The following is a 25,473-nucleotide window of genomic DNA, read 5'->3' on the forward strand; positions in this document are numbered from 1 at the left end:
AGTATATGGATTTACGCGGCGCCAGCTGTTTGGCGCGACTGGAAAGGTAAAATTTCTCTATGATTAATCCCCATCAGCCTCGGGACATTCCGCAAATACTGCTGTCGGTGCTGTTCCTGGCCCTGATTATCATATCCTGCCTGTGGGTTGTGCAGCCGTTTATTCTGTCCTTCGCCTGGGCCGGTACGGTGGTGATCGCCACCTGGCCGGTGCTGCTGCGTCTGCAGCGTGTGCTGTTCGGCAAACGACTGCTGGCGGTGCTGGCGATGACCCTGTTGCTGTTTCTGCTATTCGTTATTCCTATCGCTCTGCTGGTCAACAGCCTGGTGGATAACAGCGTTCCGCTGATCAAACTCATCAGCAGCGGAAATGTGACGCTGCCGGATTTCGCCTGGCTCAACAGCGTACCGCTGGTCGGCGATAAACTGTACTCCGCCTGGCACGGTCTGCTGGATATGGGCGGCTCGGCGATTATGGCCAAGGTTCGTCCCTATATTGGCACCACCACCAGCTGGTTTGTCGGTCAGGCGGCGCACATCGGCAAGCTGCTGGTCTACTGCGGTTTGATGCTGCTGTTCAGCGCGCTGCTCTACTGGCGCGGCGAGCAGGTGGCCTATGGTTTCCGCTACTTCGCCACGCGCCTCGCGGCCAAACGCGGCGACGCCGCGGTGCTGCTGGCCGGCCAGGCCGTGCGCGCCGTGGCGCTGGGCGTGGTGGTCACTGCCCTCACTCAGGCGGTACTGGGCGGGATTGGCCTTGCCGTCTCCGGCGTGCCCTACGCCGCTCTGCTGACCGTGGTGATGATCTTTACCTGTCTGGTTCAGCTCGGCCCTTTACTGGTTTTGGTGCCGTCGATTATCTGGCTTTACTGGAGCGGGGACACCACCTGGGGCACCGTGCTGCTGGTGTGGAGCTGCGTAGTCGGCACCATGGACAACGTTATTCGTCCGGTGCTCATCCGCATGGGCGCCGACCTGCCAATGATCCTTATCCTCACCGGCGTCATTGGCGGCCTGATCGCCTTCGGCATGATCGGCCTGTTTATCGGTCCGGTGCTGCTCGCCGTCTCCTGGCGACTGTATGACGCCTGGGTGCATGAGGTGCCGCCGCCGCCGAAAGACCCTGACGTCGTCCTTGAAGAGCTCAGTGAGCTGGACGCCGGTCGCAAGTAATGCCTGGCAGGCGGGGAGACCCGCCTGTTTCTTTGCCCGCATATTGTTAAGCAAAATTTATTGATCGCCGGCAATGCGCTGGCCCCGCGCGCCCTTCACCTCGCTTTCCTCCCCCGGTCCTTCACAACAATTTAACTATTGAGAGGAATCTGATCGACGGCAAAGGCCCCGCTGCCTACTATTAGCTCACGGTTATAAATCAACACCTTGATTTATAAGCATGGAAATCCCCTGAGTGAAACAACGAATTGCTGTGTGTAGTCTTTGCCCATCTCCCACGATGGGCTTTTTTTTGCCCTGCGCATCACGACACCAGATAGCCTGACACCGGTAAAAAAAATCCCCGGCATCGCTGCCGGGGATCGGTCCTGTCAGGGCGAACTTATTTTTTCAGTTCCGCCAGACCTAACCAGGTTTGTACCACGGTATCCGGGTTCAGGGACAAGCTATCAATCCCCTCTTCCATCAGCCAGGCGGCGAAATCCTCATGGTCAGACGGCCCCTGGCCGCAGATGCCGACGTATTTACCCTGTTTCTTCGCCGCGCGGATGGCCATCGACAGCAGGGCTTTCACCGCGTCATTGCGTTCATCAAACAGCTCAGAAACCACACCGGAATCGCGGTCCAGACCGAGCGCCAGCTGGGTCATGTCGTTCGAACCGATGGAGAAGCCGTCGAAGTACTCGAGGAACTGCTCCGCCAGCAAGGCGTTCGACGGGATCTCGCACATCATAATGATCTTCAGCCCGTTCTCGCCGCGCTTCAGCCCCTGACGCTCCAGCTCTTCGACCACCGCTTTCGCCTGGGCGACGGTACGGACGAACGGGACCATCACTTCAACGTTGGTCAGTCCCATATCGTTACGCACGCNCTTCATCGCTTCGCACTCAAGGGCGAAGCAGTCGCGGAAGCTTTCGGAAACGTAGCGTCCGGCGCCGCGGAAGCCGAGCATCGGGTTCTCTTCTTCCGGCTCATAGCGCTCGCCGCCCACCAGGTTGGCGTATTCGTTCGATTTGAAGTCCGACAGACGCACGATCACCCGTTTCGGATAGAAAGCGGCGCCGAGGGTGGCGATCCCTTCGGTCAGGCGGCCAACGTAGAACTCTCTCGGCGAATCGTAGCCTTTCATCAGCTCGCGGATTTCGTTCTGCAGGCCCGGCTCCTGGTCGTCAAACTCCAGCAGCGCGCGCGGATGAACGCCAATCATACGGTTGATGATAAATTCCAGCCGCGCCAGACCGACGCCTTCGTTCGGCAGGCAGGCGAAGTCGAACGCGCGATCCGGGTTGCCGACGTTCATCATCACCTTCAGCGGCAGATCCGGCATGTCGCCGACGCTGGAGCTCTTGACGCTGAAGTCGAGCAGCTCGGCGTAGACATAGCCGGTGTCGCCTTCGGCGCAGGAGACGGTGACATTCTGATTTTCCTGAATGCGATCGGTAGCATCGCCGCAGCCGACCACCGCCGGGATCCCCAGCTCACGGGCGATAATCGCCGCGTGACAGGTACGCCCGCCGCGGTTGGTGACAATCGCCGAGGCTTTTTTCATGATCGGTTCCCAGTCCGGGTCGGTCATGTCGGTAACCAGTACGTCGCCTGGCTCAATGCGATTCATCTCGCTGATATCATGGATCACCTTGACCGGACCGGCGCCAATGCGGTGGCCGATGGCGCGCCCTTCGGCGATGATCTGCCCCTGAGCGTGGAGGGTATAACGCTCCATCACCTGGCCGCGGGAACGCACGGTTTCAGGACGCGCCTGGACGATAAACAGCTTACCGGTGTGGCCATCTTTCGCCCACTCGATATCCATCGGACGGCCGTAGTGCTTCTCGATCTGCACCGCCTGCTTCGCCAGCTCCTGCACTTCCTCGTTGCTTAACGAGAAAATATCGCGCTGCGCCTGCGGCACATCTTCGATACGCACCTGTTTACCGTGCTCCTGGGTCGGCGCGTAAACCATACGGATCTTTTTCGACCCCATGGTGCGGCGCACGATCGCCGGACGGCCAGCGGCCAGCGTCGGTTTGTGGACGTAGAATTCGTCCGGGTTCACCGCGCCCTGCACCACCATCTCGCCCAAACCCCACGCCGAGGTGATAAACACCACCTGGTCAAAGCCGGATTCGGTATCGATGGAGAACATGACGCCGGAGGAGGCCAGATCGGAGCGGACCATCCTCTGCACCCCGGCGGAGAGCGCCACGCCGCGGTGATCGTAACCCTGATGCACGCGATAGGAGATTGCGCGATCGTTAAACAGCGAAGCAAACACGTGCTTCACGGCAACGAGCACGGCGTCAAAGCCCTGCACGTTGAGGAATGTCTCTTGCTGTCCGGCGAAGGAGGCGTCCGGCATATCTTCCGCGGTGGCGGAAGAGCGCACGGCGAATGAGGCCTCGGCGTCATCGGCGGACAGCAGGTCATAAGCATCGCGAATCGCGTTTTCCAGTTCGCTCTGGAAGGGGGTATCGATGATCCACTGTCGGATCTGCGCGCCCGCTTTCGCTAATGCGGAAACGTCGTCAATGTCGGTTTCATCCAGCAGCGCATAGATGCGCTGGTTAACACCGCTTTGGTCCAGGAACTGATTGAAAGCATCAGCGGTGGTGGCAAACCCGTTAGGTACGGAAACACCCATACCGGACAGATTCGTAATCATTTCACCAAGGGAGGCATTTTTGCCCCCAACTCTGTCTACATCATTCATGCCGAGTTGGTTATACCAAAGCACCAGCGGTGACGAGCCATTGTTGGACATCGAGACAATCCTTTTGTGATTTAATACCAGTGAAAAAAATTTCACGATCGACTGCAGGATTATCCTGACATATTTATGNAGCTGAAAAAAACGGTGAATCGTTCAAGCAAATTATTTTTTCATTTTTCGGACTGTTCCCCCGATATTGCTAACTTGATGATTTTTAGGAATTCTGATGAAAAACACTGGAAATAACGGCGACAAAAAGAAAATGAACCACCCTTTTCATAAAAAACAAAAATAGCGTTTCAATTTTAACAAGAGACAAATCAAACAGGGATATGCTTAAATTTAATATCCGCTTTCAGGCAATTAAACTCATTATACCGGATGGTCAAAATGGAAAGTGCTGTAGATCGCCACGTATTTTATATTTCTGACGGTACCGCCATCACGGCGGAGGTGCTGGGGCATGCCGTGATGTCGCAATTCCCGGTCGCCATCAGCAGCGTAACCCTGCCGTTTGTGGAAAATATCAGCCGCGCGCGGGCGGTAAAGGAGCAGATCGACGCCATTTATCAGCAAACGGGTATTCGCCCGCTGGTGTTCTACTCCATCGTCATCCCGGAAATACGCGACATTATTCTGCAAAGCGAAGGCTTTTGTCAGGATATCGTGCAGGCGCTGGTGGCCCCGCTGCAGCAGGAGCTCAACCTCGACCCGACGCCGGTGGCCCACCGTACCCACGGCCTCAACCCCGGCAACCTGATTAAATACGATGCGCGTATCGCCGCTATCGATTATACCCTTGCCCATGACGATGGCATCTCGCTGCGCAACCTTGACCAGGCGCAGGTGATCCTCCTCGGCGTCTCGCGCTGCGGCAAAACACCCACCAGTCTGTATCTCGCCATGCAGTACGGTATTCGCGCCGCCAACTATCCGTTTATCGCCGACGATATGGACAATCTGGTGCTGCCGGCCTCGCTGAAACCCCTGCAGCATAAGATGTTCGGCCTGACCATCAATCCGGAGCGTCTGGCGGCGATCCGCGAGGAGCGCCGGGAGAACAGCCGCTACGCCTCGCTGCGCCAGTGTCGGATGGAAGTGACCGAAGTGGAGGCCCTGTATCGCAAGAATAAAATCCCCTGCCTGAACAGCACCAACTATTCTGTTGAGGAAATTGCGACAAAAATCATGGACATCATGGGGCTGAATCGCAGGATGTACTAATACACTAGTACATTATTAAAAATTTGTTTATGCTATCACCCGTGGCCTATACAGGATCATGCCCTGCTCTTGCAATAAGCAGGGATTGGTTTATCGTGATGCGCATCACTTCCCGGCATTTTCGCCGCGGAAGAAACAGATTTTTGAGACCCCAATGAATAAAACAGACGAATTGCGTACCGCGCGCATTGAGAGCCTGGTAACGCCCGCGGAGCTGGCCCAGCGCCATCCCGTGACGGCCGACGTGGCTGCCCACGTCTCGGCCTCCCGCCGCCGAATTGAAAAAATCCTCAACGGCGAAGACCGCCGACTGCTGGTGATTATCGGCCCCTGCTCCATTCACGACACCGACGCGGCGCTGGAGTATGCCCGCCGCCTGCAGGGCATGCGCGAGCGCTACCAGCCGCAGCTGGAGATCGTGATGCGCACCTACTTTGAAAAACCGCGTACCGTGGTGGGCTGGAAAGGCTTAATCTCCGATCCCGACCTCAACGGCAGCTACCGGGTCAACCACGGAATTGAGCTGGCGCGGCGCCTGCTGCTGCAGGTTAATGAGCTGGGGGTACCGACGGCCACCGAGTTTCTCGATATGGTGACCGGTCAGTTTATCGCCGATCTCATCAGCTGGGGGGCCATCGGGGCGCGCACCACTGAAAGCCAGATCCACCGTGAAATGGCCTCAGCGCTCTCCTGCCCGGTTGGATTTAAAAACGGCACCGACGGCAATACGCGCATCGCGGTGGACGCCATCCGCGCCTCCCGCGCCAGCCATATGTTCCTCTCTCCGGACAAGCAGGGGCAGATGACGATTTACCAGACCAGCGGCAATCCGTATGGGCATATTATTATGCGCGGCGGCAAACGGCCAAACTATCACGCCGAGGATATCGCCGCCGCCGGCGAGGCGCTGCGTGAATTCGATCTGCCGGAACAGCTGGTCGTTGATTTCAGCCATGGCAACTGCCAGAAGCAGCACCGCCGTCAGCTGGAGGTGTGCGCCGATATCTGTCAGCAAATTCGCGCGGGCTCCACCGCCATCGCCGGGATTATGGCCGAAAGCTTCCTGCAGGAAGGCACTCAGAAAGTGGTCCCCGGCCAGCCGTTGACCTGGGGCCAGTCGATCACCGACCCCTGCCTGAGCTGGGAAGATAGCGAAAGATTATTGAGCGAGCTGGCTGCGGCCACCGCCACCCGCCTGTAACCGCTCCGCCCGCCGCGCCTGCGGCGGGCAATTCTCTTCGCTGACTCCCCTACCAAATCCGGTAACACGATAAATAACGCTTGCCGTCAAAAACAACATTATTGATAATGATTATCATTGTTGCCTTGATTTTTATTCTGAGAGCTATGACGCGTATNGATAACACTGCCACAGCTGAAAAACCAAAAGACAATGCCCCTTATCCCGTGGCGACGGACAGAGAGATCAGCAGTCGGGTTCTGTTAGGCAGCGAAGGACGAGTAGTGATTGAGCATGGCGGCCAGCGCTATCTGCTGCGCCAGACCCACGCCGGGAAGTTAATTCTGACCAAGTAAGCGCCCCGCTGAACGCGGGGCGAAGCAAGTTAGCTCGAGCAGCTGACTTCCAGACGTTTCCCCCAGTCCGGCGGGCGGCGGACGTAGTCGTCCTCGCGATCGGTAAAGGGGTCTGCCAGCGCGGCATGCAAGCGCTCCAGCTCGCCCATATCGCCCGCCTCAGCCTGCTCGATCGCCCGCTGCGCCAGCCAGTTACGTAACACCAGCGCCGGATTCACGCCCTGCATCCTCTGCTGGCGCTGCGCGTCGTCCACCTGTTCATCACGCAGCCGCGCACGATACCCGGCAAACCAGCTGTCAAAGGCCGCGCGGTCGATAAACTCATCGCGCAGCGGCGATGCGGCGCTGAGCTGTTCGCTGTGGCTCAGCAGGCGGAACGTCCGGGTATAGTCGCTCTTCTCGCGGATCATCAGGGCAAACAGCCCGTCCAGCAGGTCGTTATCCCCTTTCTGCTGGCTGAACAGGCCGAGTTTATCGCGCATCCGCTGGCCATAAGCGGTCAGCAAGGCGTGCTGATACTCATCCAGCGCCGCGTTTAACGCTTCAGCGCTGATAAACGGCGACAGCGATTGGGCGAGACGCTGCAGATTCCACAGCCCCACCGCCGGCTGGTTTTCAAAACTGTAGCGCCCCTGATAATCGGAGTGGTTGCAGATGAAGTCCGGTTGGAAATCGTCAAGGAAGCCATACGGGCCGTAGTCGATGGTCAGACCGAGAATCGACATGTTGTCGGTATTCATCACCCCATGGGCAAAGCCCACGGTTTGCCAGCTGGCGATAGTCTGCGCGGTACGCATGACAATGTCACGGAACCATAACAGGTACTTATCCGCCTCATCCTGCAGCTGCGGCCAGTGGTGGCGAATAACATAGTCGGCCAGTTGCTGGACCTTCTGCGGCTCACGGCGATAGTAAAAATGTTCGAAATGGCCGAAGCGGACATGGCTCTCGGCCACCCGCATCAGCATCGCGCCGGGCTCCACGCGCTCGCGGTAGACCGGGGTATCGCTGGTCACCATCGCCAGGGCGCGCGTCGTCGGGATCCCCAGAGCGTGCATCGCCTCCGACGCCAGACTTTCCCGGATCGTCGAGCGCAGCACGGCGCGGCCGTCCCCCATCCGCGAATAAGGAGTCAGGCCGGCGCCTTTCAGATGCCAGTCGTAACGGCGGCCATCCGCCAGCTGCTGCTCGCCGAGCAGGATCCCGCGTCCGTCGCCCAGCTGGCCGGCCCAGGCGCCAAACTGATGGCCGCTGTATACCTGCGCCAGCGGCGACATGCCCGGAAGCAGCGCTTCGCCGCCCCAGACACCGGCCCCGCTTTCAGGCGCAAACAGGGCGTCGGGCACCCCCAGCTGTTGCGCCAGCGGGGCGTTGCGCCAGATGAGTCGGGCGTTATCCAACGGCGTTGGTGACAGGGAAGTGTAAAAGTCCGGCAGTTCATCCCGCCAGTGGGTGGTAAAAGAAAGGGTCATGGTTCCTCCTCTCTCCAGTGTAGTGCCTGGAACAGCGGATTAACACGGGCGGAGTGCAGGGTTATCGGCATAAAAAAGGGAAGCGTTCGCTTCCCTCTTGCTTCTGAATGACGTCAGATTCGCCGCGCCTGCCAGAACTTTTTGTTCCAGTAGACGTTATCCAGCGAGGAACGGGTGACGCCCTGGCTGGTGGAGGCGTGAATAAACTGGTTGTCGGTATCGTAGATGCCAACGTGCAGGCCACTCTCCCCTGAGCCGGTTTTGAAGAACACCAGATCGCCGGGCAGCAGATCGCGCTTATCGATGCGGGTGCCGATCTCCGCCTGCTCGCGGGTTTCACGCGGCAGCTGGAGGGCAAATTTATCGCGAAACGTGCGCACCACGAAGCCGGAGCAGTCAACGCCGCGCGGCGTCATGCCGCCGTAGCGATACGGCGCGCCGCGCCAGCTGCGCAGCTGCTCGTTCAGATTCGCCACCACCGTAATGGAGTCTGCCAGCCGAGGATTCGGCGGCGGTGCCCGATGGCTGCTGCAGCCGGCTAAAATTAACGCCGCCGCCAACATGAACCAGAAGCGCATTTCAGATGATCCCTCTGTCCCTAGTCTCNATCGCAATAATTTAGCTTGTTTATCAATATAGTGACAAGATAACTGCGTGCTACTGTGACGCGATGAGCATAATATGACCGGCCACCTCAACGCGCTGGAACGGGATCGCATAGGCAGCGGTTAAATTTTCCTCATTCAGCACCTCGGCGGTCTCCCCGCAGGCGATGGCTTCCCCCTGGCAGAGCAGCCAGCTCTGACCGGCGTGGCGCAGGGTATGGTTGAGATCGTGGCTGCTCATCACCACCGCAATCCCCGCCGCGCTCAGCTCGTGTAACAGCCGATCCAGCGCCGCCTGCTGAGCCACATCCAGACTGTTCATCGGCTCATCCAGCAGCAGCAGCTGACCCGCGGAATTACTCAAGGGATCGATCTGCAGGATCACTGCCGCCAGCCGCACGCGCTGCCACTCGCCGCCCGACAGCTGATTGACCGGACGGCCCAGCTTATTGTCCAGACCAAGCCTGGCCGCGATATCGCTCAGACGGGCGCTATCACCCTGCTGCTGCATATGCAGCGCCAGGTAGTGCCATACCGGCATGGCGAACGGCGGGGTCTGGTGTTGACTCAGATATCCGCGACGGCGCGCCAGCTCCCTCGCCGGCCACTCGTCAAGCAGCCGGCCGTTAAAATGAACCGTGCCGGGGCCGTCGGACAGCCCCGCCATGCGGGTCAGCAGCGTGCTCTTCCCTGCGCCGTTCGGCCCCACCAGATGGACAATCTCCCCGGCGCGAAAGGCCGCAGAAAACGGGGCCAGGCGCCCCGCCGCTTCTACATCCTGTAGCTGCATCAGAAACGACATTATTGCGCCAGCGCTCCTTTAATCGCCGCCACCAGCTGCGGATCGTCCGGCGTCATATCCGGAGAGAAGCGCTGAATGACGTTGCCCTGGCGATCGATGAGGAATTTTTCGAAGTTCCACAGAATGTCGTCCACATACAGCGGCGCCCGGCCTTTGCTGGCCATCCGCTCATAAAAACCGCTGCCTTCCGGGGCCACCGCTTTCGGCGCGGCGGCAATCAGTTTTTGATAGAGCGGCGCGCGATGTTCACCGTTGACGTCAATTTTGCTAAACAGCGGGAAGGTGACGCCGTAGGTAGTGCTGCAGAAGGTCTTAATCTCCTCTTCACTGCCCGGCTCCTGGCCGAGGAACTGGTTGCAGGGGAACCCCAGCACGCTGAAGCCCTCGGCGGCAAACTGCTTTTGCAGATCCTCGAGTTGCTCATACTGCGGCGTCAGGCCGCATTTCGAGGCTACATTGACGATCAGTAGCACCTTGCCGGCAAAGGATGCCAGGGTGGTTTTCTCGCCATCAATGGTCGTCACTTCGGTATTCAGAATGTCATGTTGCATAGCCTGTCCTCAATGGATAAACCGGTTTCCGGTGAAGGTGATCCCTTTCTACTGTAGCGGATTCAGCGCCCGCCATTCTACTGCCATTCCCCCCGAGTTGTCGCATGATGTAACAGCGCTTCGCTGGCCGCCGGCAACATGAAATCCTCTCAATTGGGCCGTCGACCATTTCCGTGTACAGTGTTCCATGAATGTAATATGGTTTCGTTACTTGTTAATTTAAGAGAGTTTTAGTGATGAAGAAGTTGTTTAGCCTGGCGTTAATCGCCACCTCTGTCGCCCTGCTGAGCGCCTGCTCCCCGGATGAAGATAATAAAGTAAAAGTCGCTATCAATACCGGGCCGGACGAAGCCATCTGGAAAGTGGTGGAGCAGGTGGCGAAGGATAAATACCACCTCGACGTCGAAGTGGTCTCCTTCAATGATTATGTGCTGCCCAACGAAGCGCTGAACAACAAAGATGTCGATGCCAACGCCTTCCAGACCCTGCCGTACCTTGAGGCGCAGTCGAAAGAACGCGGCTATAAATTTGCGGTGGTCGGTAAAACCTTTGTCTTCCCTATCGCCGCCTATTCTCACCGGATCAAAAATATCAGCGAACTGCCCGAAGGGGCGACGGTGACCATCTCTAATGAAACCACCACCCTGGGCCGCAGCCTGCTGCTGCTTCAGGCGCAGGGGTTACTCAAGCTGAAACCGGGCGTCGGCTATTTACCCACCACGCTGGATATCATCGACAATCCGAAACAGCTGAAAATTGTTGAAGTGGATACCCCGCAGCTGACCCGTACCCTTGACGATCCGAACGTCAGCCTGTCAATCATTAACACCAACTTCTCCGCCCAGGCGGGCCTGTCGGCCGCCCGCGACGGTCTGTTTATGGAGGGGCCGGATTCCCCATATGTGAATGCGATAGTCGCCCGCGAGGATAATAAGGACAGCAAGAAAATTCAGGAATTAAAAGCCGCCTTCCAGACCAGCGAAGTCGCGGAAAAAGCGAAGGAAGTCTACAAAGGCGACGCGATCAAAGGCTGGTAAGCCTGAACTGGCGCCGTCCCTGCCGACGGCGCCGCGCTACCCCCGCCCCCGCGAACGCAGCAGCAACCAGATAAAGACCGGCGCGCCCAGGGTCGCCGTCACCACGCCAATCGGCAGCTCTGCGGCGGAAAGCGCCAGCCGGGCAATGATATCCGCCCCCAGCAAGGCGCTTGCCCCGGCCAGCATACAGGCCGGGAGCAACACCCGGTGATCGCTCAAGCCGCATAGCCGCAGAATATGCGGGATCACCAGACCGATAAAGCCAATCGCCCCCGCCAGCGCCACGCTAACGCCGACCATCCAGCCGGTCGCCACCACCAGTAATTTGCGCCACAGCCACAGCGGCAGCCCAAGCTGACGAGCGGAGACTTCGCCCAGCGCCAGTAAATTCAGGGGTTGCGACTGCAGACAGACCCAGCAGAGCACCGGCAGGAGGGCTATCATCAGCCACAGCTGTTGCCAGTCGACGCCGCCAAACCCGCCCATCATCCAGTACATTAGCTGACGCAGGTCAAAAGAGGTGGAGAAGTAGACTGCCCAGGTCATCAGGGCGCTGCAGATGATCCCCAGCGCCACCCCCGCCAGCAGCAGACGGCTGGTAGACAGATAGCGGCGGGCGAAACGCAGCAGAATAAAAGTGATCAGCAGCGCGCCAAAGATGGCACACAGGCCGAGCGCCCAGCCGGGCAAGACTCCTTTGCCCAGCAGGACGGCGGCAATCAGCCCGACGCCTGCGCCGTTGGAGACCCCCAGCAGCCCCGGCTCCGCCAGAGGATTTTCAAACAACGCCTGCATAATCGCCCCGGAGAGCGCCAGCGCCGCCCCCACCAGCAGCACCGCCAGGGTTCGCGGCAGGCGGATCTGCCAGATAAACAGCTGGCCTTTGGCGCTGAGCCACTCGCCGGGCGGGATCCATTGCTCCCCCGCGCACAGACTGATCAGCAGGGTGACCAGCAGCAACAGCGTTAATCCGAAGAGCCAACGCCGGCTGCGGCGCTGTTGAAGATGGGCGAGAGTCAGCATAGATTCCATTACGCAGGGGGAACAAGAGGCTGATTTTACGGTGGCTGTCGCGGTGAGAAAAGGAAAACCTCACGACCAAACGTCGACGCGAAGGAAAATCTCCTCCGCGTCTGCGGTCGTTCGTCACACCAGAAGCTGAAACAGCAGCGCAAAGAGAATGATGTTCGCCACCACGATTGCCCAGCCGTTATAGAGCATATATTTCAGATGAGTAGACTGCGCCAGCCCCATCTGGCCGAACATATCTGATGAGGGAAACGGCCCGAACCAGTCCACCTGGGATGAGGCCAGCAGCACGGCGGTGGTCCCCTGGGGCGGCACGCCGGCGGCCATCAGCATCGGGCCAAAGATTTTATGAGTAAAGGTCATCTGGGCCACCGCCGCACCGGGCACATGGCCGATAATATTGAACGCGAAGATGCTAAAGCACAGCCAGGCCGGGGAGATCCCCTCCAGCAGCGGTTGGGTATACTCCAGCAGCCCCTGATAGGCGTGCAGGCCATCCATCAGCTCAAGGATCGGGTTGTACAGCCAGTAGAGAATAAACATCCACACCAGACGGCCGCAGCCGTGATACAGGGCCTGAAGGATCTGCGTCGGTCGCAGGCCGCCTACCAGGCCGGTCATCAGGGCCACCAGCAGCATCACGATTATCGCGAAGCTGAAGCCGGCTTTAATCACCACGCCAACGATCGCCATCACGATGATGGTCGCCGCGAAGGCCAGCGCGCTTAATTTACGCCGACGCTGCTGCGCGGCGCTGAGATCCTCTTGCGGCTTTTCCGCGAGATCGACGTCATAGCGCAGTTTGCCTTCGGTCATCTTCTGGATCCGTCCCGCCATTACCCAGCCGGCCAGCAGCGTGACCGCGCTCATCGGCAGACCAACGTACAGCAGATAATCCGGGTAGCTCAACCCACCGAGGCTGAGGATCGTCACGGTACTGGGGGTGAAAGGCCCGGTAAACAGCCCAACGGAACCGGCGGTCATCATCAGCGCGGCGACCGTTGGCGGCGTCAAGCGTACCGCTGCCGCCACCGGAATGATTACTGCCACGATAATGGCATTGCCACCGGCCATAGTGCCCAGCGAACCGCAAATTAAAATCGATGACGCCACAATGCCGAATTTCACCCGCGTCTGACTCGACAACCCGATGCGATGGACGACAAATTTTACCAGCTCAACCGCTGCGCCGGTGCGGGTGGCCACTTCCCCCACGCCGGCGCCGAGCATAATGATAAGCCCAACGGTGGCAATAAATGACCCGGTGGATTTCGCCAGCATCGTGCCCATTTCCGGCAGGCCGGTCGAGGTCATTATCATGGCGATAATAATCGAGGAGATGACCGCCAGCACAATATCAACGCCGATCAGCGATAATATCGCTAGCGCCACCAGCGGCGTAAATCCCAGCAGACCAAGCTCGCTGCCTGGTCGACCGTGGCACCACAGCGCGATCAACACGAACAGCAGCAATAACAGACCAATAATAACGTTTTTCCGCGTGATATTTTGTCTNACAGGCGCATTGCCTGTGAGCGTTGAGTCACTCATAACACTCCTTAATGCCAATCAATCCGACCATGATGGTCAGGTGGTGTATGGGGGCCTGCTCAGAAAATATCCTCCCTCTTTTTCATTATTGATTGGCCGCGGCCTGAGGGTTTGTTTGGGTACAAAGGAAACGATTCTGAGAGCGTAATATGCCGCCATTGGGCGGGGTCTACAGCACAAGATGTAACCAATGCGCTGATTGGTGATTAAATCTATGTTAACTTAGTGTTAGTAGAAAATGACTTTTTATCGGTAGGCTATAACCCTGAGTTAACTGTTCATGAAACTGCGTCATCTGGAAATCTTCTATGCCGTCATGACCTGCGGCTCTTTATCGCGGGCGGCGGAAGCGCTCAATATCTCCCAGCCCGCGGCCAGCAAAGCGTTAAAAAGCGCCGAAATGAAGCTGGGTTTTACCCTGTTTCAGCGGGTGCGCGGCAAGCTGCTGCCGACCAGCGAGGCGATCACACTTTTCGAAAAAGCGCAGAGCATTTATCAGGACCTGGACAACCTGCGCCTGCTGGCCGACAACCTGGCTCGCGATCCGCGCGCCAAGATCACTTTAGGCTGTCTGCCAAGCCTGGGGTTAAGCCTGGTGCCGGAGCTGGTGACCGACTTTTATCAGCAAAACAGCAACCTGGTGATGACGCTCACTACCGAGCACACCGAGACGCTGGTCAAAAAACTGGATTTGCGCGAGATAGATTTGGCGCTGACGCTACAGCCGGTGCAGCAGGGGGAGATCCTGACCACCCTGATTGCCGAAGTACCGCTGGTGTACATCGACCGTCATTATCGTCAGGGGGCGGTGGAGATCGATCAGATCGACCAGCAGCGCTGGATCTCGCCGGGACCGCACTCGCTCTCTGCCGCCATCGCCACCCGTCGCGACTTTTCCACCACCCGGCTAAACGTCCAGACCTACTATATGGCCACCGAGTTCGTGAAGCGCGGCATGGGCTGCAGCATCACTGATATCTTCTCCGCCCAGCACAACCTGGCCCCGGAGATGATTCATCCCATTACGCCGCCGATGGCGATTAACCTCTGTCTGTTACGCCGGGCCGACGTTTCCCTGAGCCCGATGGCGCAAAAGTTCGTCGATTTTCTCTGCCAGCGTCTGCGCCAGCAGCTCAAGGAGATTAACCTGCGGTTATACCCTGACCATAAAAAGTCAATTGCGCCGCTGGGGTAAATGCTTTGACATAACCCGATAAATTTATCAGCGGTGGATATATCGGGTTATGAACAAACGCATTGTCATTATCGGCGGCGGCGTGGTCGGTCTGGCCACGGCCTGGGAACTGATCAAGCGCGGCCATCAGGTGCAATTACTGGAGCGCAATGCCGAACCGGGCAGCGCCACCAGTTTTGCCAACGGCGGACAATTAAGTTACCGCTACGTCGCCCCCCTTGCCGACAGCGGCGTTCCCCTGCAGGGAATGAAATGGATGGGCAAAGCCGATTCGCCGCTGAATATGCGTCTCAGGATGTCTCTCCAGCAGTGGCGCTGGCTGCTGCAGTTTCTGCGCGCCTGTAATAACCAGACCAATAAAATGAATGGCGACCATATTTTACGCCTGTCGCTGCTCAGCCGTCAGGTCATGCAGGCGTGGCGGGATGAGGATAATCTTGCCGATTTCCACTGGCGGCGCAGCGGAAAATTAATTATCCATCGTCGCGAATATGATTTTAATAAAGCAGCAAAAGGGATTGATCCTCAGTATCAGCAGGCGCTGAATGCTGAAGCCTGCCTGCAGCTGGAGCCGGCGCTCAAACATATTAGTCCTTCTCTGCAGGGCGGAATCTATTCGCCAGGCGATGAAACGGCAGATTGTCATCAGTTCTGCCTTGCCCTGCTCGACAAGCTCAATGCCAGCAGCGACTTTAGCCTGCTGACCCAGTGTGAGGTGCGGCGACTCCATAAGCGCGGGGGACGCATCAGCAGCCTGGAGACCAGTCAGGGGCCCCTCACCGGCGATGAGTATGTCGTCGCCGCCGGTAACGGCAGTGGTTCTCTGCTTGGGCATCTGGGGGTTCGCGTGCCGCTGTGCGCCCTGAAGGGGTACAGCCTGACCCTGTCCTATCCTGAAAAAGCAGGTATTGCCCCTGACATCAGCGTCACCGACTACGGGCACAAAATCGTTTATGCCCGCCTTGGCCAACAGCTGCGCATCGCGGCGATGGTGGACATCGGCTACGACGGCGACGAACTGCGCGAATGCCGCATTCAGGCGCTGAAGAACATCGTCGCCCGCAGCTTTCCTGAACTGGAGGGGCTGGACGAGGCCGAAGTCTGGACCGGCATGCGCCCGTCAACGCCAGCCGGCCCGCCGATGCTGGGACGCGCCAGCTACCCCAACCTGTGGATGAACCTCGGCCAGGGTAGCCTCGGCTTTACTCTCGCCGCCGGCAGCGCGGTGGTGCTGGGCGCGTTAATCGATAATCAGATGCCAGACATTTCTTTAGAAGGTCTCACATGGAAACAAACCGCATGACAATTATTCGCAATAATCCACAACCTCGTCTTTCCGCCAGCGTTGCGTATGGCGATCTGCTGTTCCTCTCCGGGCAGACGCCAAAAAGCAATGAAGACGATATCGTTTTACAAACCCGTGAAGTACTGGAGAAGATCGACGCGCTGCTGGCCGCAGCCGGGAGCGATAAGCAGCACATTCTCTCCGCGCAGATCTGGTTGAAAAATATCGAGCGTGACTTTGCCGCATTCAATGAGGTGTGGGTGCAATGGATGCCGGAAGGCTATAGCCCGGCACGAGCGGCCGTGCAGGCGGAGATGGCGCGACCAGAAATCCTGGTGGAGATCATGCTCACCGCCGTCAAAGCGTAAAGATTGACAGAAAAGAAAAAGGCCGCAATGCGGCCTTTTTAATTAGTTCAGATTATTTGTCTTTCGGCGACGCGTTTTCGACACGGCTTTTCAGCTTCTGACCGGGTCTGAAGGTCACCACGCGCCGGGCTGTAATGGGAATATCCTCCCCCGTCTTCGGGTTACGTCCCGGGCGTTGGTTTTTATCCCGCAAATCGAAGTTGCCGAACCCGGAGAGTTTGACCTGTTCTCCGTTTTCCAGAGCACGACGGATCTCTTCGAAAAACAACTCGACCAGTTCTTTGGCATCCCGCTTGCTAAGCCCAAGCTTATCAAACAGATATTCTGACATTTCAGCTTTTGTAAGCGCCATAGGTTCAATCCCTCAATGATGCCTGGAATCGCTCTTTTAATGCCTCTACACATCTGGCAACGGTAGCGGCAATCTCCTCTTCTTCGAGTGTACGGCTGGTATCCTGCAGGATCAGGCTAATCGCAAGGCTCTTATACCCTTCCGCCACACTCTTACCACGGTACACGTCAAATAAGTTTACGCCAACTACCTGATTTACGCCAACTTTCTTACATTCGGCTAAAACATCGGCGGCAGCCACGTTTTCCGCGACCAGCACCGCGATGTCGCGACGGTTCGCCGGGAAGCGGGAAATATCGCGCGCCTGAGGCACCACGCGGTCTGCGAGCTTGTTCCACTCCAGTTCGAACACCAGAGTGCGACCGTTCAGATCCAGTTTACGTTCCAGCTCAGGATGAACAACCCCAATGAAACCAATGCGTTCACCTTTAAGATAAATCGCTGCGGATTGTCCCGGATGCAGCGCGGTGGTCGCTTCAGCACGGAATTCGATATCCGCCAATTTTCCGGTTAAATCCAGAACGGCTTCCAGATCGCCTTTCAGATCATAGAAATCGACCGTCTCTTTCGCCAGTGTCCAGTGCTCTTCGTAGCGGTTGCCGCAGATCGCCCCGGCCAGCATCACATCCTGACGAATGCCCAGCGGCGCATTGGTGTCCGGCACAAAGCGCAGGCCGCTCTCAAAGATGCGCACCCGGCTCTGCTGACGGTTCTGGTTGTAGACCACGGTGCCCAGCAGGCCGGTCCACAGCGACAGGCGCATCGCCGACATTTCGCTGGAGATCGGGCTTGGCAGGATCAGCGCCTCTTCCCCGGCGTGGATCAGCTGCTGGACTTTCGGGTCGACGAAGCTGTAGGTGATCACTTCCTGATAGCCTTTGTCGTTCAGCAGCGTTTTCACGCGCTTCAGCGACAGGTCCGCTTCGCGGTGGGTTCCCATGATCAGACCCGCCTGCACCGGCTCGTCAGGAATGTTGTTGTAGCCGTAAACGCGAGCCACTTCTTCAACCAGATCTTCTTCGATCTCCATGTCGAAACGCCAGCTCGGCGCAACCGCCTGCCATTCGCCCTCGCCAACCGTCACTTCGCAGCCGAGGCGCTGCAGAATGTCGGTGACCTGCGCGTCAGCGATATGGTGGCCAATCAGGCGATCCAGCTTGCTGCGACGCAGCGTAATGGTGGCGCGTGTTGGTAGATTCTCTTTGCTGGTAACGTCAATGACCGGGCCGGCTTCACCGCCGCAGAGGTCGATCAGCAGACGGGTTGCACGCTCCAGCGCTTTATACTGCAGGGCCGGATCGACGCCGCGCTCATAGCGGTGAGAGGCATCGGTGTGCAGGCCATGACGGCGCGCGCGGCCGGTAATGGACAGCGGGCTGAAGAACGCGCATTCCAGCAGCACGTTTTGGGTTTCGTCGTTAACGCCGGAGTGTTCCCCGCCGAAGATCCCCCCCATCGCCAGCGCTTTGTTATGGTCTGCAATGACCAGCGTGTCGCTGTCGAGCTTTGCTTCAGAGCCATCGAGCAGGACCAGGGTTTCCCCTTCTTTCGCCATGCGCACCACGATCCCGCCTTCAATACGGTCGCGGTCAAAGGCGTGCATCGGCTGGCCCAGCTCAAGCAGCACATAGTTGGTCACGTCAACCACCGCGTCGATGGAGCGGATCCCGCAGCGGCGCAGCTTCTCTTTCATCCACAGCGGCGTCGGCGCTTTGACGTTGATACCTTTCACCACGCGCCCCAGATAGCGCGGGCAAGCCTGCGGCGCGTCAACCTGAATCGGCAGCACGTCGTCAATCGTCGCGGCAACCGGCGTGATTTCCGGCGCGTTCAGCGGCGCTTTGTTCAGGACAGCGACATCGCGCGCCACGCCAATGATGCCCAGGCAGTCGGCGCGGTTTGGCGTGACGCTGATTTCGATGGTGTTATCGTCAAGCTTGAGGTATTCGCGAATATCGGTGCCGATGGACGCATCTGCCGGCAGCTCGATGATACCGCTATGGTCGTCGGAAATACCCAGCTCGGAGAAGGAGCACAGCATCCCCTCAGACGGCTCGCCGCGCAACTTCGCGGCCTTGATTTTGAAATCGCCCGGCAGCACGGCGCCGATGGTGGCTACCGCGACCTTTAGCCCCTGACGNCAGTTTGGCGCGCCGCAGACGATGTCCAGCAGGCGTTCGCCGCCGACGTTGACTTTGGTGACGCGCAGTTTGTCGGCGTTCGGGTGCTGACCGCACTCCACCACTTCCCCGACTACGACGCCGTTGAAGCTGCCGGCGACCGGCTCAACGCCATCTACTTCGAGGCCCGCCATGGTGATCTGATCGGAAAGCGCTTCGCTGTCGATCGCCGGGTTAACCCATTCGCGTAACCACAGTTCACTGAATTTCATTGTTCTGTCCTGCCCTTATTTAAACTGTTTGAGGAAACGCAGATCGTTTTCGAAGAACGCGCGCAGATCGGTGACGCCATAGCGCAGCATGGTCAGACGCTCCATGCCCATGCCGAAGGCGAAGCCGGAGTAGACTTCCGGATCGATACCCACGTTACGCAGCACGTTCGGGTGCACCATCCCGCAGCCCAGCACTTCCAGCCATTTGCCGTTTTTACCCATCACGTCAACTTCCGCAGACGGTTCGGTGAACGGGAAGTAGGACGGACGGAAGCGGACCTGCAGATCTTCTTCAAAGAAGTTGTTCAGGAAGTCGTGCAGCGTCCCTTTCAGGTTGGTGAAGCTGATATTTTTATCAACGATCAGACCTTCCATCTGATGGAACATCGGGGTATGGGTCTGATCGTAGTCGTTACGATAGACGCGGCCCGGCGCGATAATACGGATAGGCGGCTGCTGGTTTTCCATGGTGCGGATCTGCACGCCGGAGGTCTGCGTACGCAGCAGGCGAGTGGCATCGAACCAGAAAGTGTCGTGGTCAGCGCGCGCCGGATGGTGACCCGGAATATTCAGCGCATCGAAGTTGTGGTAATCGTCTTCGATTTCCGGGCCCGTCGCCACGGTAAAGCCGAGCTCACCGAAGAAACTTTCAATACGGTCGATGGTGCGAGTAACCGGATGCAGGCCGCCGTTTTCAATGCGGCGACCCGGCAGCGAGACGTCAATGGTCTCTGCGGCCAGACGCGCATTCAGCGCTGCGCCTTCCAGTTCAGCTTTACGCGCGTTCAGCGCCTGCTGCACCTGCTCTTTCGCCTCGTTGATGACCGCACCGGCTGCCGGACGCTCTTCCGCCGGCAGCTCACGCAGGGTGGTCATTTGCAGGGTCAGATGCCCTTTTTTACCCAGGTATTCCACGCGGACGTTGTCCAGCGCAGCAACATCTGATGCCTCGTTAATGGCTGCCTTGGCACTGGCAACCAGCTCTGCGAGATGTGACATGGTTTTCCTCATTATGTCGGTGCAGACACCGGTTATAGTGAAATTAATATTCCGAATTCATATACGAAAAAAGCCTCCACAGGGGAGGCTTTCTGGCGCTGTTTTCCGTTTCTTCTTTCACGCGCAAGCCCCCTGAGTTCAGGTGCTAAAGTAAAAAAAGAAGCGGAAAATAGCAGCATTCATGCTTGCATTACCTTGTCTGGTAAGAAACGTCAGAGCTGTATTGAAAAGCCTGCGCCGATAAAAGTCAATGTATTGATGGTGTTGAAACGAAAAGAGGGAGACAAGCTCCCTCTTTCAACTGGCTTATGCCAGAGCTGCTTTCGCTTTTTCGACCAGAGCGGTGAACGCTACTTTGTCGAATACAGCGATGTCAGCCAGGATCTTACGGTCGATTTCAACAGAGGCTTTTTTCAGGCCATTGATGAATTTGCTGTAAGAAATACCGTTCTGACGTGCTGCTGCGTTGATACGTGCAATCCACAGTTGACGGAACTGACGTTTACGTTGACGACGGTCACGGTAAGCGTACTGACCAGCTTTGATAACAGCCTGGAAGGCAACGCGGTATACGCGAGAACGCGCACCGTAGTAGCCTTTAGCTTGTTTCAAAATTTTCTTGTGACGTGCACGTGCAATTACACCACGTTTTACGCGAGCCATGTGTGCTCTCCTGTATCTATTCTAAGTTAAAAAAGTTAAACGTTAACGACTTATGCGTACGGCAGGCACGCGATAACCAGGCCCAGATCGCCTTTGGAAACCATGGCTTTCGGACGCAGGTGACGTTTACGCTTGGTAGCTTTTTTAGTCAGAATGTGACGCAGGTTAGCGTGCTTGTGCTTAAAACCACCTTTACCGGTTTTTTTGAAGCGCTTAGCAGCACCGCGTACGGTCTTAATTTTTGGCATTTTAATAACTTCCACTTCGCATTGTTAATAAACGAAACAAAGGCGAACAAAACCAGTGAGCCGAAGCCCACCGGAAATGTTTCTTGATGGCCTTACTGTTTCTTCTTAGGAGCGAGCACCATGATCATCTGGCGGCCTTCGATCTTCGTTGGGAAGGATTCGACTACTGCCAGTTCAACCAGATCGTCTTTCACGCGGTTAAGCACTTCCATACCGATCTGCTGGTGGGCCATCTCACGACCGCGGAAACGCAGCGTGATCTTGGCCTTATCGCCATCTTCGAGAAAGCGAATCAGGCTGCGGAGTTTTACCTGATAGTCACCTTCATCAGTACCAGGGCGGAATTTAATTTCCTTAACCTGGATAACTTTCTGCTTCTTCTTCTGTTCCTTAGAAGACTTACTCTTTTCATAAAGGAACTTGCCGTAGTCCATGATACGACAAACTGGCGGCTCGGCGTTAGGGCTGATTTCAACTAAATCTACTCCAGCCTCTTCAGCCTTTTCGATAGCTTCTCTCAGACTCACAATTCCCAGCTGCTCACCTTCCAGACCTGTTAAGCGAACTTCCTGGGCGCGAATCTCGCCATTAATACGATTCGGACGTGCCGTTTGAACTCGTTTTCCGCCTTTAATACCTTATTCCTCCAGTTGTTGAAGACTGCGGCTGCGAATCTCTTGTTGCAGCTTCTCGATCACTTCATTTACGTCCATGCTGCCGAGGTCTTTACCGCGACGGGTGCGCACGGCCACTTTGCCGGCTTCGACTTCTTTGTCGCCACAGACCAACATATACGGGACACGACGTAAAGTGTGCTCGCGGATTTTAAAGCCAATCTTCTCATTTCTCAAGTCTGCTTTTACACGAATGCCCGCATTTTGTAGTTTACGCGTCAATTCGTTAACGTATTCAGCCTGAGAATCGGTAATATTCATGACCACTACCTGCACTGGTGCAATCCAGGTTGGGAAGAAGCCTGCGAACTCTTCGGTCAGGATGCCAATGAAGCGCTCCAGAGAACCGAGAATCGCACGGTGAATCATGACCGGCACCTGACGCTCGTTGTTTTCGCCCACATAGGAGGCGCTTAAACGCTGCGGCAGAGAAAAGTCCAGCTGTACGGTACCGCACTGCCATGCACGATCGAGGCAGTCATACAGGGTAAATTCAATTTTCGGGCCGTAGAACGCCCCTTCACCCAGTTGATATTCAAATGGGATGTTATTTTCTTCCAGCGCCACCGCCAGATCCGCTTCCGCGCGATCCCAGGTCTCGTCGCTACCGATACGTTTTTCCGGGCGAGTCGACAGTTTGACGACGATCTTCTCGAAGCCAAAGGTGCTATACATATCGTAGACCATACGAATACAGGCGTTCACTTCATCGCGAACCTGATCTTCAGTACAGAAGATATGCGCATCATCCTGGGTAAAGCCGCGCACGCGCATCAGACCATGCAGCGCGCCAGACGGTTCGTTACGGTGGCAGCTACCGAATTCCGCCATACGCAGCGGCAGGTCGCGGTAGGATTTCAGCCCCTGGTTGAAGATCTGCACGTGACCCGGGCAGTTCATCGGCTTGATACAGTATTCACGGTTCTCAGAAGAGGTGGTGAACATCGCATCTTTGTAGTTGTCCCAGTGGCCGGTTTTTTCCCACAGCACACGGTCCATCATGAACGGACCTTTTACTTCCTGATACTGGTACTCTTTCAGTTTAGAACGAACAAACGTTTCCAGTTCACGGAAGATGGTCCAGCCGTCATTGTGCCAGAACACCATCCCCGGCGCCTCTTCCTGCATGTGATACAGGTCGAGCTGCTTACCGATTTTACGGTGGTCACGCTTGGCGGCTTCTTCCAGACGCTGCAGGTAGGCATTCAGCGCTTTTTTATCTGCCCACGCGGTGCCGTAGATACGCTGCAACATTTTATTGTTGCTGTCGCCGCGCCAGTAGGCGCCGGCGGTTTTCATCAGCTTAAAGTGATGGCAGAAGCGCATGTTCGGTACGTGCGGACCGCGGCACATATCGATATATTCTTCATGATGATACAGGCCAGGCTTGTCATCATGGGCAATGTTTTCATCAAGAATAGAAACTTTATAGCTTTCGCCGCGTTTCACGAAGGTTTCACGCGCTTCATGCCAGCTCACTTTCTTCTTGATAACGTCGTAGTTTTTCTCGGCGAGCTCATGCATACGTTTTTCGAGCGCGTCGATATCTTCCTGGGTCAGGGTATGGTCGAGGTCTACGTCATAGTAGAAACCATTATCGACAACCGGACCGATAGCCATTTTGGTGTTGGGCCACAGCTGTTTGATGGCATGGCCTAACAGGTGCGCGCAGGAGTGACGAATGATCTCCAGCCCTTCTTCATCTTTCGCGGTGATGATAGAGAGAGTGGAATCGGATTCGATCGGGTCACAGGCGTCTACCAGTTCACCGTTTACCCGCCCGGCAATGGTGGCTTTCGCCAGGCCTGGACCGATATCCAGCGCGACATCCATCGGACTAACTGCGTGGTCAAAATGGCGTTGGCTGCCATCAGGAAGCGTAATTACAGGCATTTTATGTCCTTATTTGCAGTGGTGCCCCGCACGAAAGAGCACATACAAAACTATATAATCATAATTATCATCAGGTTAAGGCGCAGTTCCCGCTTCACTCTGCGAAAATAGGAGCACGACCGGAACGATCGCTCCCCCCTGCAACCGCCTGCTGATAACACCGGGGAGTAGTTTACACATCATTGGTACGTGATTAAAGCCGCGACAGCATAAATGATGGCGGAATGCGGAGAAAACAAGAGGGCCACGGATAAAAAAGCAGAATATAAGCGATGTGGCGCGGTAATATTGGCCAATGGCGCCGGACGATATTATTCGGACATGATAAAAGAGACGTGGAGATATTGCCTGCTGAATGTATACCGCGGGCCATTAAACCGGTACCACTTAACCCGGCTTATTAGACCGCTCGCGAAACGATAGCCTGCAATATTAAGACCACTCGCCGGCCACCAGCGTATGCACATTAAAGGCGTCGTTCATGGATTTTCCGGTGGTAGGGGCGCCGGGCGCAATATTCGAACCAGCCTCAACGTCAGAGGCTTTGGCGATACCTACCTGGGTATGATCCTGATGACCCGATGGCGGAACNGGCGTGGCGGCTGATGCGCCAAAAGAAAGCACGCACAGCGCCAGGGCTGCGATGGTATATCGATTGTTTTTCATGATGTTAATTCTCTTATTACGGAAAACAGACCGGGCAATGTCGCCCTCCGGTCAGTGGTTGTTAGTATAGATCCAGATCACATATTTGTCCGTCGAATATTTAGCTATTTGTGTCAAATAGAATGAATATTTGTCAGGCGCCCGTGAATAATGGAGAAAAAATGGAGGGCTATTTCCTTTTTACAAAAAGTAAAACGAACGGCCAGAAAAAATAATATCACTAATTGCTAAAACCAAAACGAACAGGCCGGGGAAAACCCGGCCTGAAATATTACATCTTATACCCGAGGGAGAGCGAGGTCCGGCGATCGGTATGCTCCGGCGCGGACGCAGGCGGCTCAGAGTTCCAGGTCACGTTGTAGGCGACCTTCAGGGCGAAATGGGCGTTAATCGCCACGTTTAACGCGCTCTCTGAGTTGACCGTGGTATCCTCGGCGCCGAACACCGATACCCCTTGCGAAAATTTGGCGTTATCGGTCATCTGCCAGGCCCAGGTACCCGAAGCATAACCCAGCGGCTGGGTATCAGTATCCCCGTCGGTATATTCGTCATAGCGAACGCCAGGACCGAATTCAAACCGCAGACTGTGCACCGGCCCGTTGAGGATCTGACGACCATAGCCCGCCGTCACAACATCGCGCTGTTGATAGCCGTTGTAGCGGTCAGTTAGCCAGCTACCCTGACCAAAGACATAGTTCATATCGGTCAGGTTGTAGCGGCTACGTCCGCCGACAGCATATTTTTCTGAGGATCGCTCATCATTGGACGATGTGTTGCTGGCGTTGCCCCACAGCGACCAGGCGGTGGTATTACCATACCAGGTCAGGGTGGAATCCGCCGTCATCGAAGAGCTCTTGGTGTTGCCGGACTGCGCCAGGTAGCCTGCGTTAACCACCCCTTCGAACGGTTTTTTGGCAGCGGAAGGGTCATCCATGACGGTAAATACAGAATCATCGGCCATTGCGCCAACAGACGCAAAAAGCCCCCCCGCCAGCATAACCGCTGCGGGTACTGTCTTTAAAAGCTTCATTATAACTCTCTAAAATACA

General features: G+C 56.6%; 26 protein-coding genes, 1 other RNA gene and 1 other annotated feature. Of the genes, 10 read left to right on the forward strand and 17 right to left on the reverse strand.

Annotation, left to right across the window (positions count from 1 at the left end):
* The first annotated feature begins 59 nt into the window (after positions 1-59).
* Positions 60-1,172, forward strand: a complete 1,113-nt coding sequence (gene ydiK, locus VZP09_RS10900) for an AI-2E family transporter YdiK (RefSeq protein WP_020805190.1) — start codon at positions 60-62, stop codon at positions 1,170-1,172.
* 188 nt (positions 1,173-1,360) lie between these two features.
* An RNA gene (rprA, locus tag VZP09_RS10905) (antisense sRNA RprA) lies at positions 1,361-1,468 on the forward strand.
* 86 nt (positions 1,469-1,554) lie between these two features.
* Here the strand turns inward: rprA and ppsA are convergent.
* Positions 1,555-3,933, reverse strand: coding sequence for a phosphoenolpyruvate synthase (ppsA, locus tag VZP09_RS10910; RefSeq protein ID WP_328795133.1), 2,379 nt, complete (start codon positions 3,931-3,933; stop codon positions 1,555-1,557).
* Between the two features lie 75 nt (positions 3,934-4,008).
* On the opposite strand from ppsA, the gene VZP09_RS10915 reads away from it, so the two are divergent.
* The 4 genes from VZP09_RS10915 to hemP all read left to right on the forward strand — a co-directional run bounded on the left by VZP09_RS10915 (position 4,009) and on the right by hemP (position 6,642).
* The gene (locus VZP09_RS10915; protein ID WP_328795134.1) at positions 4,009-4,128 is read left to right on the forward strand and encodes a hypothetical protein; all 120 of its coding nucleotides are present in this window, start codon (positions 4,009-4,011) and stop codon (positions 4,126-4,128) included.
* A 144-nt stretch (positions 4,129-4,272) separates the two neighbouring features.
* Entirely contained in the window at positions 4,273-5,106 is an 834-nt protein-coding gene (gene ppsR, locus VZP09_RS10920; protein ID WP_002909061.1) for a posphoenolpyruvate synthetase regulatory kinase/phosphorylase PpsR, read from the forward strand.
* Between the two features lie 154 nt (positions 5,107-5,260).
* A complete protein-coding gene (gene aroH, locus VZP09_RS10925) occupies positions 5,261-6,307 on the forward strand; it encodes a 3-deoxy-7-phosphoheptulonate synthase AroH (RefSeq protein ID WP_004180369.1) in 1,047 nt (348 codons plus the stop codon).
* Between the two features lie 155 nt (positions 6,308-6,462).
* Complete coding sequence (gene hemP, locus VZP09_RS10930) at positions 6,463-6,642, forward strand: hemin uptake protein HemP (protein WP_014343179.1); 180 nt, start codon at positions 6,463-6,465, stop codon at positions 6,640-6,642.
* Between the two features lie 29 nt (positions 6,643-6,671).
* Here the strand turns inward: hemP and selO are convergent, their stop codons facing one another.
* The 4 genes from selO to VZP09_RS10950 all read right to left on the reverse strand — a co-directional run bounded on the left by selO (position 6,672) and on the right by VZP09_RS10950 (position 10,072).
* Positions 6,672-8,114 carry a protein adenylyltransferase SelO gene (selO, locus tag VZP09_RS10935; RefSeq protein WP_004184566.1) on the reverse strand — a complete coding sequence of 481 codons (1,443 nt, stop codon included), beginning with the start codon at positions 8,112-8,114 and terminating at the stop codon, positions 6,672-6,674.
* 113 nt (positions 8,115-8,227) lie between these two features.
* Positions 8,228-8,692, reverse strand: coding sequence for an NlpC/P60 family protein (locus VZP09_RS10940; protein WP_002909082.1), 465 nt, complete (start codon positions 8,690-8,692; stop codon positions 8,228-8,230).
* Positions 8,693-8,771: 79 nt separating this feature from the next.
* Positions 8,772-9,521, reverse strand: a complete 750-nt coding sequence (gene btuD / locus VZP09_RS10945; protein ID WP_002909083.1) for a vitamin B12 ABC transporter ATP-binding protein BtuD — start codon at positions 9,519-9,521, stop codon at positions 8,772-8,774.
* Positions 9,521-10,072, reverse strand: a complete 552-nt coding sequence (locus VZP09_RS10950) for a glutathione peroxidase (RefSeq protein WP_004180371.1) — start codon at positions 10,070-10,072, stop codon at positions 9,521-9,523. Before VZP09_RS10950 ends, btuD begins: the two co-directional genes overlap by 1 nt.
* A gap of 236 nt (positions 10,073-10,308) precedes the next feature.
* Here VZP09_RS10950 and VZP09_RS10955 point away from each other — a divergent pair, with 236 nt between their 5' ends.
* Positions 10,309-11,109, forward strand: coding sequence for a MetQ/NlpA family ABC transporter substrate-binding protein (locus VZP09_RS10955; RefSeq protein ID WP_002909085.1), 801 nt, complete (start codon positions 10,309-10,311; stop codon positions 11,107-11,109).
* 36 nt (positions 11,110-11,145) lie between these two features.
* Here the strand turns inward: VZP09_RS10955 and btuC are convergent, their stop codons facing one another.
* Together btuC and VZP09_RS10965 are read right to left on the reverse strand one after the other, a co-directional pair.
* The gene (btuC, locus tag VZP09_RS10960) at positions 11,146-12,132 is read right to left on the reverse strand and encodes a vitamin B12 ABC transporter permease BtuC (protein ID WP_232550768.1); all 987 of its coding nucleotides are present in this window, start codon (positions 12,130-12,132) and stop codon (positions 11,146-11,148) included.
* A gap of 123 nt (positions 12,133-12,255) precedes the next feature.
* The gene (locus VZP09_RS10965) at positions 12,256-13,689 is read right to left on the reverse strand and encodes a gluconate:proton symporter (RefSeq protein WP_004180372.1); all 1,434 of its coding nucleotides are present in this window, start codon (positions 13,687-13,689) and stop codon (positions 12,256-12,258) included.
* A 280-nt stretch (positions 13,690-13,969) separates the two neighbouring features.
* Here VZP09_RS10965 and VZP09_RS10970 point away from each other — a divergent pair, with 280 nt between their 5' ends.
* From VZP09_RS10970 to VZP09_RS10980, 3 genes are read left to right on the forward strand one after another with little or no spacing between them, the layout of a single operon-like run.
* Entirely contained in the window at positions 13,970-14,884 is a 915-nt protein-coding gene (locus VZP09_RS10970; RefSeq protein ID WP_002909089.1) for a LysR family transcriptional regulator, read from the forward strand.
* Positions 14,885-14,921: 37 nt separating this feature from the next.
* Positions 14,922-16,187 (forward strand): D-amino acid dehydrogenase, encoded by a 1,266-nt coding sequence (locus tag VZP09_RS10975; protein WP_328795483.1) that lies wholly within the window; start codon positions 14,922-14,924, stop codon positions 16,185-16,187.
* Complete coding sequence (locus VZP09_RS10980; RefSeq protein WP_021440321.1) at positions 16,184-16,537, forward strand: RidA family protein; 354 nt, start codon at positions 16,184-16,186, stop codon at positions 16,535-16,537. Before VZP09_RS10975 ends, VZP09_RS10980 begins: the two co-directional genes overlap by 4 nt.
* 52 nt (positions 16,538-16,589) lie before the next feature.
* On the opposite strand, the gene ihfA is transcribed toward VZP09_RS10980, so the two are convergent.
* The 10 genes from ihfA to VZP09_RS11030 form a co-directional block, all read right to left on the reverse strand.
* The gene (ihfA, locus tag VZP09_RS10985; protein WP_002909098.1) at positions 16,590-16,889 is read right to left on the reverse strand and encodes an integration host factor subunit alpha; all 300 of its coding nucleotides are present in this window, start codon (positions 16,887-16,889) and stop codon (positions 16,590-16,592) included.
* Between the two features lie 4 nt (positions 16,890-16,893).
* Complete coding sequence (pheT, locus tag VZP09_RS10990; protein WP_328795135.1) at positions 16,894-19,281, reverse strand: phenylalanine--tRNA ligase subunit beta; 2,388 nt, start codon at positions 19,279-19,281, stop codon at positions 16,894-16,896.
* A gap of 15 nt (positions 19,282-19,296) precedes the next feature.
* Positions 19,297-20,280 carry a phenylalanine--tRNA ligase subunit alpha gene (gene pheS / locus VZP09_RS10995; RefSeq protein ID WP_020802654.1) on the reverse strand — a complete coding sequence of 328 codons (984 nt, stop codon included), beginning with the start codon at positions 20,278-20,280 and terminating at the stop codon, positions 19,297-19,299.
* 63 nt (positions 20,281-20,343) lie between these two features.
* Positions 20,344-20,468: a sequence feature (Phe leader region), on the reverse strand.
* A complete protein-coding gene (gene pheM, locus VZP09_RS11000; RefSeq protein ID WP_001386830.1) occupies positions 20,419-20,463 on the reverse strand; it encodes a pheST operon leader peptide PheM in 45 nt (14 codons plus the stop codon). (Overlaps the previous feature by 45 nt.)
* Before the next feature lie 118 nt (positions 20,469-20,586).
* Positions 20,587-20,943 carry a 50S ribosomal protein L20 gene (gene rplT / locus VZP09_RS11005; protein WP_000124850.1) on the reverse strand — a complete coding sequence of 119 codons (357 nt, stop codon included), beginning with the start codon at positions 20,941-20,943 and terminating at the stop codon, positions 20,587-20,589.
* Between the two features lie 50 nt (positions 20,944-20,993).
* Entirely contained in the window at positions 20,994-21,191 is a 198-nt protein-coding gene (rpmI, locus tag VZP09_RS11010) for a 50S ribosomal protein L35 (protein WP_001124225.1), read from the reverse strand.
* Between the two features lie 92 nt (positions 21,192-21,283).
* Positions 21,284-21,826, reverse strand: a complete 543-nt coding sequence (infC, locus tag VZP09_RS11015; RefSeq protein WP_004189469.1) for a translation initiation factor IF-3 — start codon at positions 21,824-21,826, stop codon at positions 21,284-21,286.
* 3 nt (positions 21,827-21,829) lie between these two features.
* Positions 21,830-23,758 (reverse strand): threonine--tRNA ligase, encoded by a 1,929-nt coding sequence (gene thrS / locus VZP09_RS11020; protein ID WP_002910026.1) that lies wholly within the window; start codon positions 23,756-23,758, stop codon positions 21,830-21,832.
* A gap of 432 nt (positions 23,759-24,190) precedes the next feature.
* Positions 24,191-24,424: a hypothetical protein gene (locus tag VZP09_RS11025; protein ID WP_002910028.1), complete on the reverse strand. Its 234-nt coding sequence runs from the start codon at positions 24,422-24,424 to the stop codon at positions 24,191-24,193.
* Between the two features lie 271 nt (positions 24,425-24,695).
* The gene (locus VZP09_RS11030; RefSeq protein WP_002910030.1) at positions 24,696-25,454 is read right to left on the reverse strand and encodes a DUF481 domain-containing protein; all 759 of its coding nucleotides are present in this window, start codon (positions 25,452-25,454) and stop codon (positions 24,696-24,698) included.
* Between the last annotated feature and the right edge of the window lie 19 nt (positions 25,455-25,473).

The sequence above is a fragment of the Klebsiella sp. EMBS2024 genome (genome assembly GCF_036233805.1).
In the GTDB taxonomy this organism is placed as follows: domain Bacteria; phylum Pseudomonadota; class Gammaproteobacteria; order Enterobacterales; family Enterobacteriaceae; genus Klebsiella; species Klebsiella pneumoniae.

Bases quoted from the DNA above. Each gene is read 5' to 3' on its own strand.
- aroH (WP_004180369.1), top strand. From the start codon at position 5,261: ATGAATAAAACAGACGAATTGCGTACCGCGCGCATTGAGAGCCTGGTA.
- VZP09_RS10955 (WP_002909085.1), top strand. From the start codon at position 10,309: ATGAAGAAGTTGTTTAGCCTGGCGTTAATCGCCACCTCTGTCGCCCTG.
- btuC (WP_232550768.1), bottom strand. From the start codon at position 12,132: ATGCTGACTCTCGCCCATCTTCAACAGCGCCGCAGCCGGCGTTGGCTC.
- btuD (WP_002909083.1), bottom strand. From the start codon at position 9,521: ATGTCGTTTCTGATGCAGCTACAGGATGTAGAAGCGGCGGGGCGCCTG.
- VZP09_RS10970 (WP_002909089.1), top strand. From the start codon at position 13,970: ATGAAACTGCGTCATCTGGAAATCTTCTATGCCGTCATGACCTGCGGC.
- VZP09_RS10950 (WP_004180371.1), bottom strand. From the start codon at position 10,072: ATGCAACATGACATTCTGAATACCGAAGTGACGACCATTGATGGCGAG.
- rplT (WP_000124850.1), bottom strand. From the start codon at position 20,943: ATGGCTCGCGTAAAACGTGGTGTAATTGCACGTGCACGTCACAAGAAA.
- ppsR (WP_002909061.1), top strand. From the start codon at position 4,273: ATGGAAAGTGCTGTAGATCGCCACGTATTTTATATTTCTGACGGTACC.
- ydiK (WP_020805190.1), top strand. From the start codon at position 60: ATGATTAATCCCCATCAGCCTCGGGACATTCCGCAAATACTGCTGTCG.
- thrS (WP_002910026.1), bottom strand. From the start codon at position 23,758: ATGCCTGTAATTACGCTTCCTGATGGCAGCCAACGCCATTTTGACCAC.
- pheS (WP_020802654.1), bottom strand. From the start codon at position 20,280: ATGTCACATCTCGCAGAGCTGGTTGCCAGTGCCAAGGCAGCCATTAAC.
- selO (WP_004184566.1), bottom strand. From the start codon at position 8,114: ATGACCCTTTCTTTTACCACCCACTGGCGGGATGAACTGCCGGACTTT.
- rpmI (WP_001124225.1), bottom strand. From the start codon at position 21,191: ATGCCAAAAATTAAGACCGTACGCGGTGCTGCTAAGCGCTTCAAAAAA.
- VZP09_RS11030 (WP_002910030.1), bottom strand. From the start codon at position 25,454: ATGAAGCTTTTAAAGACAGTACCCGCAGCGGTTATGCTGGCGGGGGGG.
- VZP09_RS10940 (WP_002909082.1), bottom strand. From the start codon at position 8,692: ATGCGCTTCTGGTTCATGTTGGCGGCGGCGTTAATTTTAGCCGGCTGC.
- VZP09_RS10980 (WP_021440321.1), top strand. From the start codon at position 16,184: ATGACAATTATTCGCAATAATCCACAACCTCGTCTTTCCGCCAGCGTT.
- ihfA (WP_002909098.1), bottom strand. From the start codon at position 16,889: ATGGCGCTTACAAAAGCTGAAATGTCAGAATATCTGTTTGATAAGCTT.